This is a genomic window from Pandoraea sp. LA3 (assembly GCF_022696215.1).
GTDB lineage: Bacteria > Pseudomonadota > Gammaproteobacteria > Burkholderiales > Burkholderiaceae > Pandoraea > Pandoraea capi.
In genome coordinates this window covers 316,132-333,197 of record NZ_PTPY01000036.1, presented here as the reverse complement: position 1 = coordinate 333,197, position 17,066 = coordinate 316,132, and the positions used below count along the sequence as shown (strand labels likewise).

Sequence of the window (17,066 nt, the reverse complement as noted above, 5' to 3'; positions counted from 1 at the left end):
TTCGGGTTCATGCCCGGTGCCGAAGGGGGCGACGCGGGCCTTTTTGAGGTTACGCCGATTCTATTACAGCGGCCCGGCCGGGCAACGCCGGTCAGGCCGTGTATTTGGGTTTATTTCTGATTCGATGCGCATTCCCGGGCACAGAATGCGCCCGGGTGGACCACGATTCGGATGCCGGGCGACGGCACCGGCGGTCGAGGGATCAGGGGATCAGGGGATCAGGGGGTCAGCGGGTCAGTTCGCGCAGCGCGTCCGCCGTCATGGGGGCGAGCGCCAGCGGGGTGGCCGCGGACGTCAGAGCGCCGAGCGACGCCGCATTGTCCGGGCAGACGCTGCCGTCCGGCAGGTAGAGATTGTTCTCGAAGCCGATCCGGGCGTGGCCGCCCTGCAACACGGCGGCCAGTGCGCACTCGGCCTCGCGCGGACCAAAAGCGCACATCGCCCACGGCGTGGCGTGCACGTCTTCGCCCAGCGTTTGAGCCCCTGTCTGCCAGGCGCCGAGAAACGGGAGCAGGTCGGACGGCGAGGACAACTGGCCTTTGCTGTAGCGGCCCAGCACGAACAACACCCAGTGACGCCCAGGGGCAATCGCCCCGCTCGCGCGCAGACGCCAGTAGTGCGCAACGTCTTCGGTGTCGTACAGGATGTATTGCGTGACGATATTTTCCTGCCAGAGCCACGCGAAAAACGCTTCGGCAGCCGGCGCGTGCGCCGCATCGGGCAACACTTCGCGCAACGCCACCGAGATCGCCTCGGGACGCAGCGCCTGCACCGTCGCGATCTGCTGCGCCGGCGTGTAAATGCCGACGGCTTCGGTCGTGACCTGCAAAACAAGCGCGTTGCCGACGGCGCGACGCACGGCAGCGATCCCGGCCATGTAGTCCGGCACTTCGAGGCTGTGCGTGCCGTCCGGCTTGCGCACGTGCAAGTGGATCATCGCAGCGCCCGCGTCCAGACATGCCTTGGCGCATACGCCCAGTTCGTCCGGCGTCATCGGCAGCGCCGCGTGGTCGACGTGCGTTCGACGGGCGCCGTTGGGGGCGACGGCCAGCGCGTAGGCCCGCGTCATGCCAGACCTCCGACCTTCACACCGGTCACGTCGGCCACCGACAGCGCCAGGCGCTCCACGATGCGCTCGATGTCGTCCGGCTGGCAGATGAACGGGGGCGCGATCAGCGCATGGTCGCCATGCACGCCATCGACCGTGCCGCCCATCGGATAAATCAACAGGCCGCGCGCCTTGGCAGCGGCCTTCAAACGGGCGTGTGTCTTGTCCGCCGTCGGCAGGGTCTGCTTCGTCGCCCGGTCGGCGACGAATTCGACACCGACGAACAGCCCGCGACCGCGCACATCGCCCACGTTCGGGTGATCGGCGAAGACCTCGCGCAAACGCGCGCGCAACTGCTCGCCGCGTGCCTTCACGTTTTCCAGCAGGTTCTCCTCGGCAATCGTGCGCTGCACGGCCAGCGCCGCCGCGCAGGCCATCGCGTGTCCGAGGTAGGTGTGTCCATGCTGGAAGAAGCCCGAGCCGCCGACGACGGCGTCGAAAATCCTGTCGGAGCAGAGCATCGCGCCGATCGGCTGATACCCCGCGCCGAGACCTTTGGCGATGACCAGAATGTCCGGCGTCACGCCGTCTTCCTCGCACGCGAACAGATGGCCGGTGCGGCCCATGCCCGACATGACTTCGTCGAGCAGCAGCAGCACGCCGTACTTGTCGCACACGGCACGGATACGCTTGAAGTAATCGCCGACCGGCGGCACCGCGCCGGCCGTCGCGCCGACCACCGTCTCCGCGACGAACGCGATCACCTTGTCGCCGCCGAGCTCCAGAATCTTCGCTTCGAGTTCGTCCGCCAGACGCTGCACATAGGCCGCATCGCTCTCGCCATCGAAACGCTCGCGATAGGCAAAGCACGGCGAGACGTGATGCGCCGGCACCAGCAGCGGCAGGAACGGTTCGCGCCGCCACGCGTTGCCGCCGATGGCCAGCGCGCCAAGCGTATTGCCGTGATAGCTCTGACGACGCGCGATGAAGTACTGACGCTGCGGCTGACCGATCTCGACGAAATACTGACGCGCGAGCTTGAGCGCCGCTTCCACGCCCTCCGAGCCGCCACTGACGAAGTAGACGTGATTCAGATCGCCGGGCGCGCTCGCCGCCAGCGAGTCGGCCAGATGCTCGGCGACTTCCGTCGTGAAGAACGACGTGTGGGCATAAGCCAGTTGCGCCGCCTGCTGCTGCATCGCCTCGATCACGCGGGGATGCCCATGACCCAGACAGGAGACCGCCGCGCCGCCGCAAGCATCGAGATAGTGCTTGCCATTGCTGTCGATCAACTCGATTCCCTTGCCGCCGACCGCGACGGGCAGCGTCTGGCGCGGGTTGCGGTGAAACACATGAGTCATGCCTGGACCTCTGACGAAAATTGGCTGCGAGACGGTGGTGAATGTCGCTTTGGCGATGTCGCAGGGCACGACGGCCGGACAGCCGTCGTCGCCCCGGACGATGACGCTCAGTGTAGGCGTATCGCTCGCCCATTGCAACATATGTTTCATTCATTTTTACGTCGCAACACTTTACGCAACACCATTACCACACTCGCTGTTTCATCACAGGCCACAGTCGCGAGGGAAAGCCCGTGCGCACCGACGGCTTTTCATGCAACAATCGTTACATTCTTTCGTCGCCGTGTTGCCATCCCCCAATGACACAAGCCACAGCGCTGCCGCAGACGCTCGACCAACTGAACACACTGTTGCGCGAGCGCTACCCCCAACTCAGTCCGCAATTTCAGGCGGGCGCGCGTTTCCTGCTCGATCATCCGCAACGCGTGCCGATCAGTTCCATGCGCGCGATTGCTGCCGAAGCGGGCGTGCAACCGGCCACGTTCGTGCGGCTTGCGCAGCATCTCGGCTTCGACGGCTGGCACGGGCTTCGTGAATTGTTTCTGGAATCGATCCGGCTCGGGCCGCAGCCTTACGCGAGCCGTGCGCGGCAAGTGATCCGCGAGGGCGACGCCGCGCGCATGGTGCCGGAGATGTTTCGCGTGCAGCACAACAACCTCGATCTGACGGAAGCGGGGGCGAATGCGTCGCTGGGGGCGGCGGTCGATCTGCTCGCCAACGCGGGCACCGTGCATGTGGCGGGCTTTCGCGCGTGCTTTCCCATCGCGTTCACGTTCCAGTACGTCTATCGTCTGTTCCGGCCGACGGTGCATCTGATTCGCGGCGAGGCGGGCACGCTGGAGATGGAATTGCGGGCGCTATCGGCACGCGATGTGGTGGTCGTCATCAGCTTCGCACCATATTCGAACGAGGCGCTGATCGTCGCCCGGGCGGCGCATGCGGCGGGCGCGCGCGTGCTCGCCCTCACGGACTCGACCGTCTCGCCGCTTGCGCTCGACGCCGACGTCACGGTGCTGTTCTCGCATGAAAGCCCGTCGTTCTTCCCGTCGATCACCGCGGGCATTGCCGTGGTGGAGACGCTCGTCGAAATGCTGCTCGCCCGCAAGGGGCGCGGTGCGGTGCGCGCACTGGAGCTTGCCGAAGATCAGTTGCACGGCACCGGGGCTTACGTCAGCCCGACGGGAAGCCCCTCAGCGGGCGGCGGCACGCCGCGCGTCAAACCGGACGCCTGAGCGTTGCGGACGCGGCGCCCTCGCGGCGCAGCGATATCGCCAACGCCACACTCCCCGCGATCAACGCGGCAGTGAACAGGGCCAGCGCCACGGGCATGCCGAAGTGATCGGCGAGCCATCCGCTGGTCACGACAGGCACCGAGAAGCCGAAGTAGGCGAACAGGAAATACCCCGCTGCCGCGCGCGCCCGCAATGCCGGTGCGACCGCTGCGTTGACCGCCGCCAGGCCGCCGAGATACGTGAATCCGTAGCATGCCGAACTCGCGATGATCGCGCCGACGAGTAGTGCCGGCAGATTGACGTACACCACGCCCAGCGCCAGCACCACGAAGCCGAGCGGCACCAGTATCAGACCGACGCGCACCGCCCGCACCGGCGCCATACGGCGCGCGGCCGGCTGAAACAGCAATCCCGTCGAGACGACGAAGAACGTGGCAAAACCGGCCCATGCGGCATGACCATGCGCGGCCAGCGCCGACGGCACCACCCCGATGACGACCCCCACTGCCGCCCACGCCAGCAGAATCGCCACGCCCAACGGCACCGTGCCGGGAGCGAGCACCGGCCAGCGCAGCCACGGCACGTTCGGGTGACGGGCAGGGGCGGGGAGCGCCGCCACCGCGAGCGCCGCGACGAACGCGAACGGCAGATACGCCCACAGACTCGCGGGCGGCAACATCGACGGCGCAACGATCAGGCATACCCCCGTCACCAGCGCCCCCGTGCCGAAGCCGAGCGACGTCGCTGCGGCCACCAGCGCCGCGCCGCGCGTGGCGGCATCTTCCCGTTCGCCGTACAACTCGGTCATGTAGGCCGTGCCGCTGCCCGCGACCAGCCCCGTCGCCAGTCCGTAACAGGCACGGGCGCCGCCCAGGGCGACGAGCGTCGGCCAGCGCAACGTCAGCCAGGTGCCCACGAAGCCCAGCAGCAACGCCACCGCCAGCGGCAACCGGCGTCCCACACGATCCGACAGTCCCGCGAGAAACAGCAACGTGGGCACGAGTGCGCCCACGTAACACGCGAAGGCCAACGCCTGCACACCCGCACCGTGGCCGCTCGCCGCCGCGTAATGCGGCACCAGCGGCGCTTGCAGATTGACGGCGAACGTCACGAGAAACAGTTGCAGCGCTAGCAGCGCGACGGGCCAGCGAGGCGGATTCGACGACCGGCGATCCGGTGAAGTCGTGGAGGCAGCGTGATGAGGCATGAGGTCAACCGAAGAGGAATCGAAGCGAGGGTGCGATCCGGTCAGCCGGGCGTGCGAATGAAGTTGCAGACGGCGCAAACAGCGCAAACGGCACAGACGCGGGAGATGCCGGGGGAGACGAGGCCAACCGGGCCGCACCGAAGCCAGTATTGCGATCTCATCAATCCAGTGCAATTATTGAATTGTCCTGAGATCAATTTCCGTCTCCCGCGCATCGCGTCTTTCAACACACCCTTGCCATGCCCGCGCCCGCCCGCTATCTCGATCACGTCGAGCGTCTCACCGAAGCCATCGCCACCGGCGATCTCGCCTCGGGCACGCGCCTGCCCCCGCAACGCGATTACGCCGACACGCACGGCCTCGCCATCTCCACCGTCACCCGCATTTATGCCGAACTCGCGCGGCGCGGTCTGGCGGTGGGCGAGGTCGGACGGGGCACGTTCGTGCGCTCGCCGGCGGTGGGCGCCGCCGCCGCTTTCGCACAATGGGCACCGTCGCCGGGCGTGCTCAAAGGTGTCGATCTGGCGTTCAACTATCCCGTGCTGCCCGAGCAGGCCGAGGCGCTCCGGCAGGCGCTGCGCGAGATGGCATCCGGCGGAGATCTGAGCGCATGGCTCGCCCACACGCCGCACGACGGTCATCTGTCCGACCGTCGCGCCGCCGCGCAGTGGCTTTCGCGGCGCGACGGCGTCGCCGTCTCCCCCGATGCGCTGGTCGTCTGTGCGGGCGGCCAGCACGCGCTCGACGTGTTGCAGCTCGCGTTGTGCCGCGCGGGCGAACCGGTCGCCGTCGAAGCCCTGACGTACCCCGGCTGGAAAGCGCTGGCGGCCATGCGCGACGTGCCGCTCGTTGCGGTATCGATGACACCGGACGGTCTGGACCCGCTCGCGCTGGACAAGCTGTGCCGCTCGCATGCGGGACGCCTGCGCATCGTCTACACGATGCCAACGCTGCATAACCCGCTCGGCGGCGTGATGCCGCTCGCACAACGCATGGCATTGGTGGACGTCGCACGCCGTCACGACCTGCTCCTGATCGAAGACAGCGCCTATGGCTTTCTCGTGGCGGACGCCCCGCCGCCGCTGCGCCTGCTCGCGCCCGAGCGCACCTTCGAGGTATGCAGTCTCTCCAAACCCGCCGCGCCGGGGCTGCGCATCGCCTATCTCATCGCACCGGCCGAGTGGCGCGCCCGCGTGCATGCCGCGATGCGGGCCAGCGTCTGGAGTGCCGCGCCGTTCATGGCGCAGTTGGCGTCGCGCTGGCTGAACGACGGCACGCTCGACGACTGGATCGTACGCAAACGAGCGCTGGCCGCACAACGTCAGGCCCTCGCCATGCAATGCCTCACCGGATTGGGGTCGACGGGCTACGCGGGGGCGTTTCACAGGCTGCTACCGGTGCCGGCACCGATGCGCTGCGACGACGTCGTGGCGGCCCTTCAATCGCGAGGCGTGGCGGTGACGCCCGTCGATGCCTTCGCCGCGCCGGGGCAAACCGCGCCGTCGGCCATTCGCGTTGCCCTGGGCTCGCCGGACACCGACGCCACACTGCAAGCCGCGCTGATCCAGGTGGCCGATGTCGTCTCGGGGCGCCACCACGCCTGATCGGTCCGGGCGACGTCTGTGAAATGCCTGCCGCGGGGCGTCGATGCCACCCGATGGCAGGCAGTAGCGCCATCCTGCTGAGATGACGCCGTCGCCAGATTCTTTTATGATCGACGTGCTCCCTGCGGCCGCGCCCGACGAACCGATCCAAGGCATCATCCGGCACGGCATCGCGCAGGCTTCGTCCCCCGTCGACAATACCAAGGACTCCGAATGTCGCTTATCCGCTCCTCTCGCGCCCGCTCGCTGGTGCTCGGCACCGCGCTCGCCATTGGCGCCGGCGTGGCCGCGCCCGCGTTCGCCGCGTCGAACCTCTCCTTCATGAGCAACTCGCCGCTGGCCTACCTGCGCAAGGCGGACAACGAGTCGTTCGCCAAGGCCGCCCGCGTCGTGCTCGAAGAAAAGCAGGACAACGACACCACCGAGTGGACCAACCAGGGCACGCGCAACCCGGTTGCCATCGCCGCACAAATCACGCCGACCAACACCCAGAAAGACGGCGACAGGACGTGTCGCGATCTGGTCGTGCTGCTCACGGCCAAGGGTCAGGAAGTCACGCTCAAGCTGCCCGCGTGCAAGGCGAACGAGAAAGCCCGCTGGGAACTGCAAAAGCGCGGCACGCCGTAATTCAGGACGGCTCGCCGGTCTACGGCGACACGTCTGTCCAGACAAAAAACGCCGGCTCCGAGTTTTCGGGCCGGCGTTTTTCGTTGCCGTGTTCTGACACGACCGACGTGAAGTCAGGTCATGCCGGCCGCTTAAGCGGCAGCCGTCTTCTTGTGTCCTTCGACGTCCGGCAGGAGCACCGTCACGATACCCAGCAGCGGCAGGAATGCGCACACGTGATAGACGAAGTCGATGCTCGTGGAGTCGGCCAACTGGCCGAGCACGGCGGCGCCCACGCCCCCCATCCCGAACGCGAAGCCGAAGAACAGCCCCGACACGGTGCCGACCTTGCCCGGCATCAGCTCCTGCGCGTAGACCAGAATCGCCGAGAACGCCGAGGCGAGAATCAGGCCGATGAGCACCGTCAGAATGCCGGTCCAGAACAGACTGGCGTACGGCAGCATCAGCGTGAACGGCGCCGCGCCGAGGATCGAGCCCCAGATCACATACTTGCGGCCGATCTTGTCGCCCAGCGGACCGCCGATCATCGTGCCGGCCGCCACGGCGAACAGGAAGACGAACAGATGCACCTGCGCGCTCTGCACCGACACGTGGAACTTGCTGATCAGGTAAAACGTGAAGTAGCTGCTGATGCTCGCGAGGTAGAAATACTTGGAGAAGATCAGCACCAGCAGAATGCCAATGGCGAACAGCACCTTGCCCTGCGACAGATGCACGGTGCCGCCCCGGCGCGCCGCCGGCTTGCCCTTGCTCGCTGCGCGTTGCACCGCGTACCAGCGGCTCACGTGATACAGCACGAAGATCGCGACGAGCGCCGCCACCGAGAACCACGCCACGCTGCCACGGCCGTTCGGCACGATGATCAGCGCTGCCAGTAACGGGCCAAGCGACGAGCCGACGTTACCGCCGACCTGGAAGAACGACTGCGCCATGCCGTGACGTCCGCCCGAGGCCATACGCGCCACACGCGACGACTCCGGATGGAACACCGACGAGCCCATGCCCACGAGCGCGGCCGCCACGAGCAGCATGCCGAAGTTCGGCGCCACCGCCAGCAACAATAGCCCCACGAGCGTGAAGCCCATGCCGACCGGCAGCGAGTAAGGCTTGGGGTGCTTATCCGTGTACAGACCGACGAGCGGTTGCAGCAGCGACGCCGTGATCTGGTACGTCAACGTAATCAACCCCACCTGTCCGAAGCTCAGATGGAAGCCGGACTTGAGCAGCGGGTAGATGGCAAGGATCAACGACTGAATCATGTCGTTGAGCAAGTGGGAGAAGCTGATGGCAGACAGCACGCGAAACGCGGTGCCCTGCACGGCCGACGCGCTGGCGCCGGGGAGGGACGTGGCAGGTTGACTCGACATGGGATGGATGAATTGACGTCAAAGGCTTTGGAAAACGTGTGCTTTCCGGTCTACGCCGGTCTGCGCCGCACCATTCCGGGCGCTGGCCAATCTATGCAGGAAAGTTGGGATTGATCCCAATTTCTACCGGAAAGTTAATGAGTGAAGTGTAGAGCATGCGTAAATCGCCGTTACGCCAAGTTTTGTCGCGATTACGCCATCCGAGTGCCACGCGAAATGCGGCATCAACGCCACGTTGCAGGGCGGCGGATGGCCGCCGGAAGGCCATCTCACGCATGCCTGGCGCGCACCGTTCACGCACGTCTGCCGGGCGTTGTGCGGGTTTATCGGGGGTCGGACACCGTCAGGGATTCGTGTAGAGTCAAATGACGAGTTGTGCCGTGCAACACGCCGTGCATCGCAATGCACCGCAGTACACGTAGGGCCCCACTCCTCCCTTGGTTGGCAGCAAACATGATTCAACACTCCAGAGTCGTGCAGTGGCTGGTGACCGGACTTGTCGTGGCGGTCACGCTGGCTGTCGTCCTGTTTCTGGGCTGGCTGCGCATTTATCACATGTCGCAGTCGATCCTTCAGGAGGAAGCGGAGCGTCAGCGCGACGCCCTCGAACGCATCGTCTCCCAAGCCGAAAACACGTTGCGCGGCGCCACGCCCTGGGTGGGACGCTCGTGCAGCGAGGTCAGCACGTCGCTTCAGGCCGCCGGCACCCTCAGTCCCTACTTCCGCTCCATCTGGCTCGTCTCGCGCGGGCAGCTCTATTGCTCGTCCGTCATTCGTACCGACGCCGCCCTGAACATGCCCCTGCCGGCGGATCTCGTGCCGATGCTCACCGGTACGCGCACGCTGCTCGTGAGCGGCACGCCCTACGTGCGCGACACGCCTGCGCTGGCGCTCTATGTGCCGACGTCCGCCACCGACGGCGTGCTCGGCTTTGTCGACGGCATCTATCTCACCGAGACGCTGCATAGCGTCAAGAGCAGCGATCTGGCCTGGACGGCCATGACCGTGGGCAACGTCGCGCTCACCTCGGAAGGACCACGCCTGGAATCGGCGGGGATTGCGACGCGCGGGGCACAGGTCTCGCTGGCGTCCGAACACTTTACGACGTCGCTGGCGGGCAGTCCGTCGCTGATGCAATCGCTGGCGACGCAGCAGGTGCCCATCTTCCTGGCATTCGGCGGCATCGTGGCGTTCTTGCTGGGGATCCTGACGTTCCGTCACCTCGGCCCGGCGCAGTTCATGAAGCGGCAGATCGCGCACGGCATCAAGCGCAACGAATTCAAGGTGTATTACCAGCCGGTCATGGAGCTGGCCTCCGGGCGGTGCGCAGGCGCTGAGGCACTCATGCGCTGGCATCACCCGGTGGCCGGACTGGTGCGCCCGGACGCCTTCATCCCCATTGCCGAAGACAACGGCCTGATCGTCGAGCTCACGCGCTCGCTGTTGCGCCAGATTCGCAACGACGTCGCGAAGGGGGCGCTGCCGCAAGGCTTTCACATCGGCATCAATCTCGCCGAGCGGCACCTGCGCGACACCACCATCCTTCACGATATCGAGCGCTATTACGGCTCGCTGAACAACACCTATCCGATGGTCGCCGAGATCACCGAGCGGTATGTGATTCGCGACACGGCGGCCGCGCGCAACGTGATGGCCGAGCTTCAGCGACGCGGCATCGAAACCGCGCTGGACGACTTCGGCGCCGAGAACAATTCCATCGGGTATCTGAAGCGCTACGACTTCAACTATCTGAAGATCGACAAGGAATTCCTGCCCGTGACGGAAGACGACGTGGTCACGCGCAACATCTGCGATTCCATCATCCATCTGGCCGAGCGGCTGGACATGACGATCGTGGCGGAAGGGGTCGAGAACGAGATGCAGGCGAGTTACCTGCGTACCCGTAACGTCACCTATGCACAGGGGTATCTGTTCGCCCGTCCGATTGCGTTCGACGAACTGGTGCAATACGCGATCGCTCACGCAGGCACGGGACTCACGGCGGTGAAGAACGGCTCGGCGACTAAGACGACATCGCCCGTGACACCGCTTACGCCACGCAAGGCAGGCTAAGGGAATGTCGGGGATGCCGGGAATGCAGACACGACGAAAGCGCCAGACCCGTGAAAACACCGGCCCGGCGCTTTGTCCGGCGATACCACAGTCGGATCAGAAGACTAACTGCGGCATGTTGCTGCGTGGCGCGGGCGCAGCAGCCGCCCGCGTGCTGTCTCGCATTTCGGCGCGCAGCAGCCACAATCGCTGCGCGACGAAACTTCTGAAGCGCATTTCACCCGCGGAGAAAGAGATTTGCATCTGATGTCGCTTGCCGTTCGGCAGCGTGCGAACCAGACGATAGTATCGAGCCCCGTCAACCGTTTCCTTGATATTCCTGACGCGCATCATTTCACCCCGTTTCTGTTGTGTCAGGTGAGTAGGCACTTCGGTAAACGTCGCATTCCCGGTCATCCCGCGTCAGGCCTGAACACTTCGGCACCTGAAGCAATACGAACCGGCATTGGGGGGGCATGCGGCAAATTCAATGTAGAGGAGAAACGTCCCCCATTCGTCCCCCAAACGGACGTTCGAAGCGCGCTTCGTTGGTGCGCCGCAACAGTTCCCCGGCCAGCCGTCGTTCCGACTGGTTCGCCCACCCTCTACAATGCGGCCACCTGCTGTGTTTGATCGAAAAAATCATTATGGTTTCCGAACCTTCTTCAACGCCGGATAATTTTTTGCGCAACGAGACGACCGACGCCCTGCAAGTCAGCGGATCGCTGTGGCTGCATCGCGGTGCGTCGTCGCTCGGCGGACAAGCCCGGATCGCGTTGCTCGAACACATTGCCTCGCATGGGTCGATCACCGCTGCCGCAAAGGCCGCCGGCATGAGTTACAAGGCCGCATGGGATGCCGTCGACGCCATGAACCAGCTCGCGGGCGAGCCGCTGGTCGCACGCAGCACGGGCGGACGCGGCGGTGGCGGCACGCGCCTCACCGCGCGCGGCGCGAAGCTGGTGGCCGCGTTTCGGGCCGTGGAAGCCGCCCAGCAGCAGTTTCTCGCGCGAGTGGCCAACGATCTGGAGCATTTCGACGAGCAGTGGCCGGTCATCGCACGCCTCGGGCTTCAGACCAGTGCGCGCAACCAATTGCACGGAACGATCACCGGGATCCGGCGCTGCGGCGTGAACGACGAAGTCACGCTGACGTTGCCCGGCGGCGAAGCGATTACCGCATCGCTCACGCACCACAGCGCCCAATCGCTCGGGCTGGCGACGGGCGGACAGGCGTTCGCCCTCATCAAGGCGCCCTGGATCGAGGTCGCACGCGGGGCCGACCTCGCCGGGCTGCCGACGGCCAATCGTCTGTCCGGGACGGTAGACGCCATTGCCGACGACGCGGGGCAGGCCGAAGTGATACTCGCGCTGCCCGGCGGCACCCGGCTCGCCGCCGTCATGCCGCAGGAGACGCTCACCGCGCGGGGCCTGACGGTCGGTGTCGGCGCAACCGCCGCGTTCGCCGCCGTCAGCGTCATCATCGGCGTGATGGCCTGAAACCCATCGGAAGATCGCCCGACGCCGTGTCGCGTCAGACGATCGAACGGCTTACATCGCGGGCGTCTCGCAGGCCGGCACCGGTGCACGCGCGGCGTCGCGGCGATCCAGACGCAGACTGAGCAGCGCCACGCCCACCCCGGCGAGCGGCACCAGCGCCGCGACCCACGGCACCGCCGTCAGCCCCGGTCCGTGGTCGATCACGAAGCCGCCAAGCCACGCGCCGATGGCATTGCCGAGGTTGAACGCAGCGATATTGAAGCTCGACGCCAGACTCTCGCCCGCGCCCGACGCCTTTTCCATCACCCACAGTTGCAGCGGCGCCACTGTTGCGAAGGCCGTCGCGCCGAGCAGGGCCACGAACACGATGGCCAGCCAGTGCGAGTGCAGCGCGAACGTCATCAGACCGAGCACGACGGAAAGCGAGAGCAGGCTGCCCAGCACCGTCGGCACCACACGACGGTCGGCCAGCTTCCCGCCCAACAGATTGCCCACGACCAGACCGCCGCCGAAGATCAGCAGAATCGGCGAGACTGCGCCTTCGGAAAAGCCCGTCACTTCAGTGAGCAGCGGCGCAATGTAAGTGAACACACCGAACACGCCGACCCAACCCAGCACCGTGGTCAGCAAGCCCAGCAAGACTGGGCGACGTGCCAGCGCGCGCAAATCGGCACGCCAGTCGCCGGCGTCTTTCGGCGCGGCGATCTTCGGCACGAACGCGGCGATCACGAGGAAGGCGAGTGCACCAATGACCGTGACGGCCCAGAAGCTGGCGCGCCAGCCGAAGTGCTGGCCCAGCCATGTGCCGAACGGCACGCCGAGAATGTTGGCGACGGTCAGCCCGGTGAACATGACGGCGATGGCCGACGCACGGCGCTCGCGCGACACCAGCCCCGTAGCCACGACCGACCCGACGCCGAAGAACGTGCCGTGGGCGAACGACGTCAGCACACGTGCCGCCATCAACGCGCCGTAGCTGGGCGCGAGCGCACACGCAGCGTTACCGACGGTGAAGATCGCCATCAGCACGAGCAGCACGGTCTTGCGCGGCCAGCGGGCGGTAGCGGTCGTCATGACCGGCGCACCGACCACAACGCCCAGCGCGTAGCCCGAAATAAGCAGGCCTGCGGCCGCGATCGACACCCCGAAATCGGCGCCGACGTTGAGCAACAGCCCCATGATGACGAACTCCGTCACGCCAATGCCGAAGGCACCGGCGGTGAGAGCGTATAGCGCAATGGGCACGGAAAGACTCCTGTCTGAAATAAGGGATGGCCGCACCGCCGGCGCGCGAAGCATCGCGCATCACGGGCGGCAGCGAACCGATGTGCGGAATATAGACGCCCTCGCATTGATGAAATAGACTGCGCGAAGGAAAATCATTTGTGACTTCACAGCACAAATTGAGGCAAGCACCGGCGTAAACGCGCTCACGCACAGAGGACGAGGAACCTTCCGATGGGTCGACAGGACGTCAACCGCTCAGGCGACATGGAAGTCTTCGCGCGTGTGGTGGAATTGGGCGGCTTTTCTGCCGCAGCGCGGGCGTTGCACATGACCCCGTCGGCGGTCAGCAAGCTGGTGGCACGGCTCGAAGCGCGTCTGGGCACGCGTCTGTTCAACCGGTCCACGCGACGCCTGCAACTCACCCCGGAGGGCACCGCGTTTCACGAGCGAGCGTTGCGCGTGCTGGCGGATATCGACGCCGCCGAACGTGAAGCCGCTGCCGGGGCGGTGCCGCGCGGTCTGTTGCGGGTGAATTCGAGCGTACCCATCGGCACGCTCTATCTGCTGCCGGTCATTCCGGCATTTCTGGCGAAGTACCCTGAGATCCGGCTCGATCTGACGCTCACCGACACCGTCGTCGACCTGCTCTCGCAACGCGCCGACGTCGCCGTGCGCGCCGGACCGCTGCGCGACTCACGGCTCGTCGCCCGCAAGCTCGGTGAAAGCCGCGTGCACGTCGTGGCGTCGCCCGGTTATCTAAGCCGTAGCGCACCGCTGCGAACCCCCGAGGACCTGATTCGTCACAACGTCATGGCGTTCAATTTCGAGCGTCACATCGAGGGGTTGCCGTTTCGCGACGGCGCGGGCGGTGTCACGTTGTACCCGCCTGCCGGCAATCTGCTCGTGAGCGACGGTGAAACCATGCGCAAGCTCGCGCTTCAGGGCGTTGGCGTGGCGCGCCATTCGCGTTATCACGTCGACGCCGATCTGCGCGACGGCCGCCTGGTCACCGTGCTCGAAGACTACAACCCCGGCGATCTCGAGCCGGTACACGCGGTCTATGTCGGACAGGGCGGTCACTTGCCCGCGCGCGTTCGCGCGTTTCTCGATTTCCTCGTGGACAACGTGCACCTGCCCTGTTGAGACATCGCCGCCGTTGGCCGATGGCAGCCAACGGCAGGTCCGTCAGGCGGGCTTACGCTCGCGATGCGACCAGACGAAGAGCGGCCAGGCCAGCGCGGCGCAAATCAGACCACCCGCCCACACGAGCCCCCAGCCGCCAATCGAGAGCAACACCGGAATCGACAGCGGCGTGAGGAACATCGTCATGAAGACGCCGGTGTTGCCGATGCCCAGCGCCGTCCCGGCACGGGATGCGCCGGCCAGCGTCGCCAGCTCCGTGAAGGCCACGCCATGCCACGCCGACGCCACCACGCCGCCCGCAATCAGCAGCGCGATCATCAACGGCGTGCCGTGCGCCAGCCAGTCCGGACGCATCGAGAGCAGCGCCACGAGCAACCCCAGCATCGCGAACACGACGCCCACGGCCACCGTACACGCACGCAGATAGGCGGGACGATTGCGACGCTTGTCGGTGAAGCGTCCGCTCCATACGCGAGTGATCGCGGCCCCCGTCTGCACCGCCCCGAGCGTGAGCGAGATGGTCAGCACGTTCACGTGGGCAAAGTCATGGAGAAACACCGTCCCGAACGTCACCACGGCGACCTGCGGCATGCACAGCACGGCCATGCCCAGCGCGGTGCTCAGGAGACGGGCGTCGCGCAGGGGCGAGTAGTTGGCGGCGCGATGTGTGCCTGATGTGCCCGCTGCCGTGCCGACGGCTCGTACCGTCTCATGCGGCTCCTCCGGCGGTTCGAGCAACCACAGCCATGCCATTCCCGCCGCCGCAACGCAGGCAACTGCCAGTCCGACGAACACCGCGCCGAAGCCAAAGTGCAACGCGGTGCCCGGCAGGATCAACGCGCCGATGCCGCTCCCCATGGGCACGGCGCACTGCCGCACGCTCATCGCCAGTCCGCGCTCGCTGTCGTGGAACCAGCGCATGACGGCGCGCCCGCTCGACCCGTTCACGCTGCCGCCGAGCACCCCGATGGCCAGCATGCCGGCCGCGAGCGTCGGCATCGACGGGATGAAATGCGCCGTCGGCACACCCCACAGCCCGAGTCCCAGCAGCGCCGCCGCCGTCACCAGCAATCCGACGAGCAATACCCGCCGATCGCCCCAGCGGTCGGTCAGCATGCCCCACGGCAGTTCGGAGACGGCGATCCCGAGGCCGATCATGCCCAGCACGAGGCCGAGATCGCCGGTCGCCAGCGCGTAATCGCTTCGCATCTGCACGGCGGTAGCGGGAATGCCTCCCATGGCGGCCGCGAAGCTGCCATTGGCCGCGACGCCCACGCCGAGCACCTTCCAGCGATGGTTACGTCCGAGGCCCTGACTGACGTGCGGAGGGTGAGGGGTAGCTTCCGGGGCCGCAGCCGCGGGACGGCGGTTCGCCGCTGCGTTGGCCGACGCGGCGGGCGCAGTACATAGACGTTCATTCATGTGTGACACGGTGCGCGGCGGTGAAGTCGCGACTCAGGAGGAGGAAGTCAGCGGCATCCCCCTTCACACCTATGCATGGGATCGGGACACCATGCTCCGCATCGTACGGAGGTACAATCCATCGGAAAAGCGGGAAAATTCGATGACTTATATCGTGTTTTCCGGATTAACTCGGGATGGCATGGATCGCAGCGCTTCGCCCGTCGGCCGGCGCACGATCCGTTGAGGATGACACCGCCCGCGCGGTCGTCCCCGATGTCATGTCCGGCACCGGTTGTCCCGGCGTCCCGCCTGAGCGTCGATGCCCTATTTCCAGAGAGCCTCCATGAATGCCCGCGCCTTCGATCTGACACAGTTACGCACGTTTATCGCCATTCACGATGCCGGCAGCATTTCAGCAGCGGCAGAGCAGGTCTACCTGTCCCAGTCGACCGTGAGCGAGCAACTCAAGAAGCTTGAGGAGCGGGCCGGGCAACCGTTGCTGGTACGTTCGCGCAAGGGCATGCGTCCGACCCCTGCGGGCACGCGGCTGGTCGGCTATGCGCGTCAGATCGCGGCGCTGTCCGAAGCGGCGTTCGAAGACCTTCAGGGCGTGTTGCTCGACGGCGAGTTGCGCATCGCCATCACCGACTACTACCGTCCGCACGACGTCGGCCGCGTGCTCAAGCGCTTCACGAATCTCTACCCACGTTTGCGGCTCCACGTCAGCGCGATGCAAAGCTCGCAGATCGAGCGCACCGCGCTGACCGGGGAGCATTTCGACGTGGGGCTGGCGTTGCGTCTGCTCAATGAGGATGTGAGTCAGGGTGACGATGTCATGGGCGACGCGGCAACGTCGGGCACATCGCCCACGTTGGTGCGACGCGAGCGTCTCGTGTGGGCCATGTCGTCGACACTGGCCCAGCCGGTCGACGCGCCGCTTCCGCTGGTGACGCTGCCGCGCCCCTGTGCGCTGCAAACGCTCGTCGTCAACGTGCTGGAGCGGCACAAGGTGGCGTATCGCGTTTCGCACTCGGCGGCGGGGGTGGCCGGCATGCAGTTGGCGCTCGGCGCGGGTCTGGGCATCTCGTGCCTGAACGAATCGGCACTCACGCCGGATCTGATCGTGTGCCCGCCGTCGCTCGGCCTGCCGCCGTTGCCGCGCGCGGAATTCCACCTGCTACCGGGGCGCGCCGACGAAACCGACCTGATCCGACATGCGCGCAACGCGCTGCTGCGGCTCTTCGCGTGATACCTTTGCCGCTGATCTCATCCCCCATTTCATCCCCCTTTTTAAG

Annotated in this window: 14 protein-coding genes; 7 read left to right on the top strand and 7 right to left on the bottom strand. The window is 66.1% G+C overall.

Going from position 1 to position 17,066, the window contains the following annotated elements; all coding sequences use genetic code 11:
- Positions 1-226: 226 nt before the first annotated feature.
- Positions 227-1,069 carry a 3-keto-5-aminohexanoate cleavage protein gene (locus C5N93_RS19920; protein WP_242560616.1) on the bottom strand — a complete coding sequence of 281 codons (843 nt, stop codon included), beginning with the start codon at positions 1,067-1,069 and terminating at the stop codon, positions 227-229.
- A complete protein-coding gene (locus tag C5N93_RS19915; RefSeq protein WP_242560615.1) occupies positions 1,066-2,409 on the bottom strand; it encodes an aspartate aminotransferase family protein in 1,344 nt (447 codons plus the stop codon). The genes C5N93_RS19920 and C5N93_RS19915 overlap by 4 nt, the downstream gene beginning before the upstream one ends.
- 299 nt (positions 2,410-2,708) lie before the next feature.
- Between C5N93_RS19915 and C5N93_RS19910 the strand changes: the two genes are divergently transcribed.
- Entirely contained in the window at positions 2,709-3,641 is a 933-nt protein-coding gene (locus C5N93_RS19910; protein ID WP_242560614.1) for a MurR/RpiR family transcriptional regulator, read from the top strand.
- On the opposite strand, the gene C5N93_RS19905 is transcribed toward C5N93_RS19910, so the two are convergent.
- Complete coding sequence (locus C5N93_RS19905; protein WP_242560613.1) at positions 3,625-4,848, bottom strand: MFS transporter; 1,224 nt, start codon at positions 4,846-4,848, stop codon at positions 3,625-3,627. The two genes, C5N93_RS19910 and C5N93_RS19905, sit on opposite strands and share 17 nt — an antisense overlap.
- Positions 4,849-5,087: 239 nt before the next feature.
- Here C5N93_RS19905 and C5N93_RS19900 point away from each other — a divergent pair, with 239 nt between their 5' ends.
- On the top strand, positions 5,088-6,452 hold the full coding sequence (locus C5N93_RS19900; RefSeq protein ID WP_242560612.1) for a PLP-dependent aminotransferase family protein: 1,365 nt from the start codon (positions 5,088-5,090) through the stop codon (positions 6,450-6,452).
- Between the two features lie 213 nt (positions 6,453-6,665).
- Complete coding sequence (locus tag C5N93_RS19895; RefSeq protein ID WP_174980892.1) at positions 6,666-7,079, top strand: hypothetical protein; 414 nt, start codon at positions 6,666-6,668, stop codon at positions 7,077-7,079.
- Between the two features lie 131 nt (positions 7,080-7,210).
- Here the strand turns inward: C5N93_RS19895 and C5N93_RS19890 are convergent, their stop codons facing one another.
- Positions 7,211-8,446 (bottom strand): MFS transporter, encoded by a 1,236-nt coding sequence (locus C5N93_RS19890; protein WP_242560611.1) that lies wholly within the window; start codon positions 8,444-8,446, stop codon positions 7,211-7,213.
- Positions 8,447-8,899: 453 nt separating this feature from the next.
- On the opposite strand from C5N93_RS19890, the gene C5N93_RS19885 reads away from it, so the two are divergent.
- Entirely contained in the window at positions 8,900-10,519 is a 1,620-nt protein-coding gene (locus C5N93_RS19885) for an EAL domain-containing protein (protein WP_242560610.1), read from the top strand.
- 96 nt (positions 10,520-10,615) lie between these two features.
- On the opposite strand, the gene C5N93_RS19880 is transcribed toward C5N93_RS19885, so the two are convergent.
- Positions 10,616-10,915 (bottom strand): hypothetical protein, encoded by a 300-nt coding sequence (locus C5N93_RS19880; protein ID WP_069340523.1) that lies wholly within the window; start codon positions 10,913-10,915, stop codon positions 10,616-10,618.
- A 230-nt stretch (positions 10,916-11,145) separates the two neighbouring features.
- On the opposite strand from C5N93_RS19880, the gene C5N93_RS19875 reads away from it, so the two are divergent.
- The gene (locus C5N93_RS19875; protein WP_242560609.1) at positions 11,146-11,997 is read left to right on the top strand and encodes a TOBE domain-containing protein; all 852 of its coding nucleotides are present in this window, start codon (positions 11,146-11,148) and stop codon (positions 11,995-11,997) included.
- Between the two features lie 51 nt (positions 11,998-12,048).
- Here the strand turns inward: C5N93_RS19875 and C5N93_RS19870 are convergent, their stop codons facing one another.
- Positions 12,049-13,242: an MFS transporter gene (locus tag C5N93_RS19870; protein WP_242560608.1), complete on the bottom strand. Its 1,194-nt coding sequence runs from the start codon at positions 13,240-13,242 to the stop codon at positions 12,049-12,051.
- A gap of 213 nt (positions 13,243-13,455) precedes the next feature.
- On the opposite strand from C5N93_RS19870, the gene C5N93_RS19865 reads away from it, so the two are divergent.
- Positions 13,456-14,367 (top strand): LysR family transcriptional regulator, encoded by a 912-nt coding sequence (locus C5N93_RS19865; protein ID WP_242560607.1) that lies wholly within the window; start codon positions 13,456-13,458, stop codon positions 14,365-14,367.
- A gap of 42 nt (positions 14,368-14,409) precedes the next feature.
- On the opposite strand, the gene C5N93_RS19860 is transcribed toward C5N93_RS19865, so the two are convergent.
- The gene (locus C5N93_RS19860) at positions 14,410-15,789 is read right to left on the bottom strand and encodes an MFS transporter (RefSeq protein WP_242560606.1); all 1,380 of its coding nucleotides are present in this window, start codon (positions 15,787-15,789) and stop codon (positions 14,410-14,412) included.
- Positions 15,790-16,114: 325 nt separating this feature from the next.
- Between C5N93_RS19860 and C5N93_RS19855 the strand changes: the two genes are divergently transcribed.
- On the top strand, positions 16,115-17,020 hold the full coding sequence (locus tag C5N93_RS19855) for a LysR family transcriptional regulator (RefSeq protein WP_242560605.1): 906 nt from the start codon (positions 16,115-16,117) through the stop codon (positions 17,018-17,020).
- Positions 17,021-17,066 lie beyond the last annotated feature (46 nt).

What these genes read in the sequence shown, in the direction of transcription:
- C5N93_RS19860 (WP_242560606.1), bottom strand. Translation starts at nt 15,789, where the DNA reads ATGAATGAACGTCTATGTACTGCGCCCGCCGCGTCGGCCAACGCAGCG.
- C5N93_RS19905 (WP_242560613.1), bottom strand. Translation starts at nt 4,848, where the DNA reads ATGCCTCATCACGCTGCCTCCACGACTTCACCGGATCGCCGGTCGTCG.
- C5N93_RS19915 (WP_242560615.1), bottom strand. Translation starts at nt 2,409, where the DNA reads ATGACTCATGTGTTTCACCGCAACCCGCGCCAGACGCTGCCCGTCGCG.
- C5N93_RS19910 (WP_242560614.1), top strand. Translation starts at nt 2,709, where the DNA reads ATGACACAAGCCACAGCGCTGCCGCAGACGCTCGACCAACTGAACACA.
- C5N93_RS19865 (WP_242560607.1), top strand. Translation starts at nt 13,456, where the DNA reads ATGGGTCGACAGGACGTCAACCGCTCAGGCGACATGGAAGTCTTCGCG.
- C5N93_RS19880 (WP_069340523.1), bottom strand. Translation starts at nt 10,915, where the DNA reads ATGACCGGGAATGCGACGTTTACCGAAGTGCCTACTCACCTGACACAA.
- C5N93_RS19885 (WP_242560610.1), top strand. Translation starts at nt 8,900, where the DNA reads ATGATTCAACACTCCAGAGTCGTGCAGTGGCTGGTGACCGGACTTGTC.
- C5N93_RS19855 (WP_242560605.1), top strand. Translation starts at nt 16,115, where the DNA reads ATGAATGCCCGCGCCTTCGATCTGACACAGTTACGCACGTTTATCGCC.
- C5N93_RS19890 (WP_242560611.1), bottom strand. Translation starts at nt 8,446, where the DNA reads ATGTCGAGTCAACCTGCCACGTCCCTCCCCGGCGCCAGCGCGTCGGCC.
- C5N93_RS19900 (WP_242560612.1), top strand. Translation starts at nt 5,088, where the DNA reads ATGCCCGCGCCCGCCCGCTATCTCGATCACGTCGAGCGTCTCACCGAA.
- C5N93_RS19895 (WP_174980892.1), top strand. Translation starts at nt 6,666, where the DNA reads ATGTCGCTTATCCGCTCCTCTCGCGCCCGCTCGCTGGTGCTCGGCACC.
- C5N93_RS19920 (WP_242560616.1), bottom strand. Translation starts at nt 1,069, where the DNA reads ATGACGCGGGCCTACGCGCTGGCCGTCGCCCCCAACGGCGCCCGTCGA.
- C5N93_RS19875 (WP_242560609.1), top strand. Translation starts at nt 11,146, where the DNA reads ATGGTTTCCGAACCTTCTTCAACGCCGGATAATTTTTTGCGCAACGAG.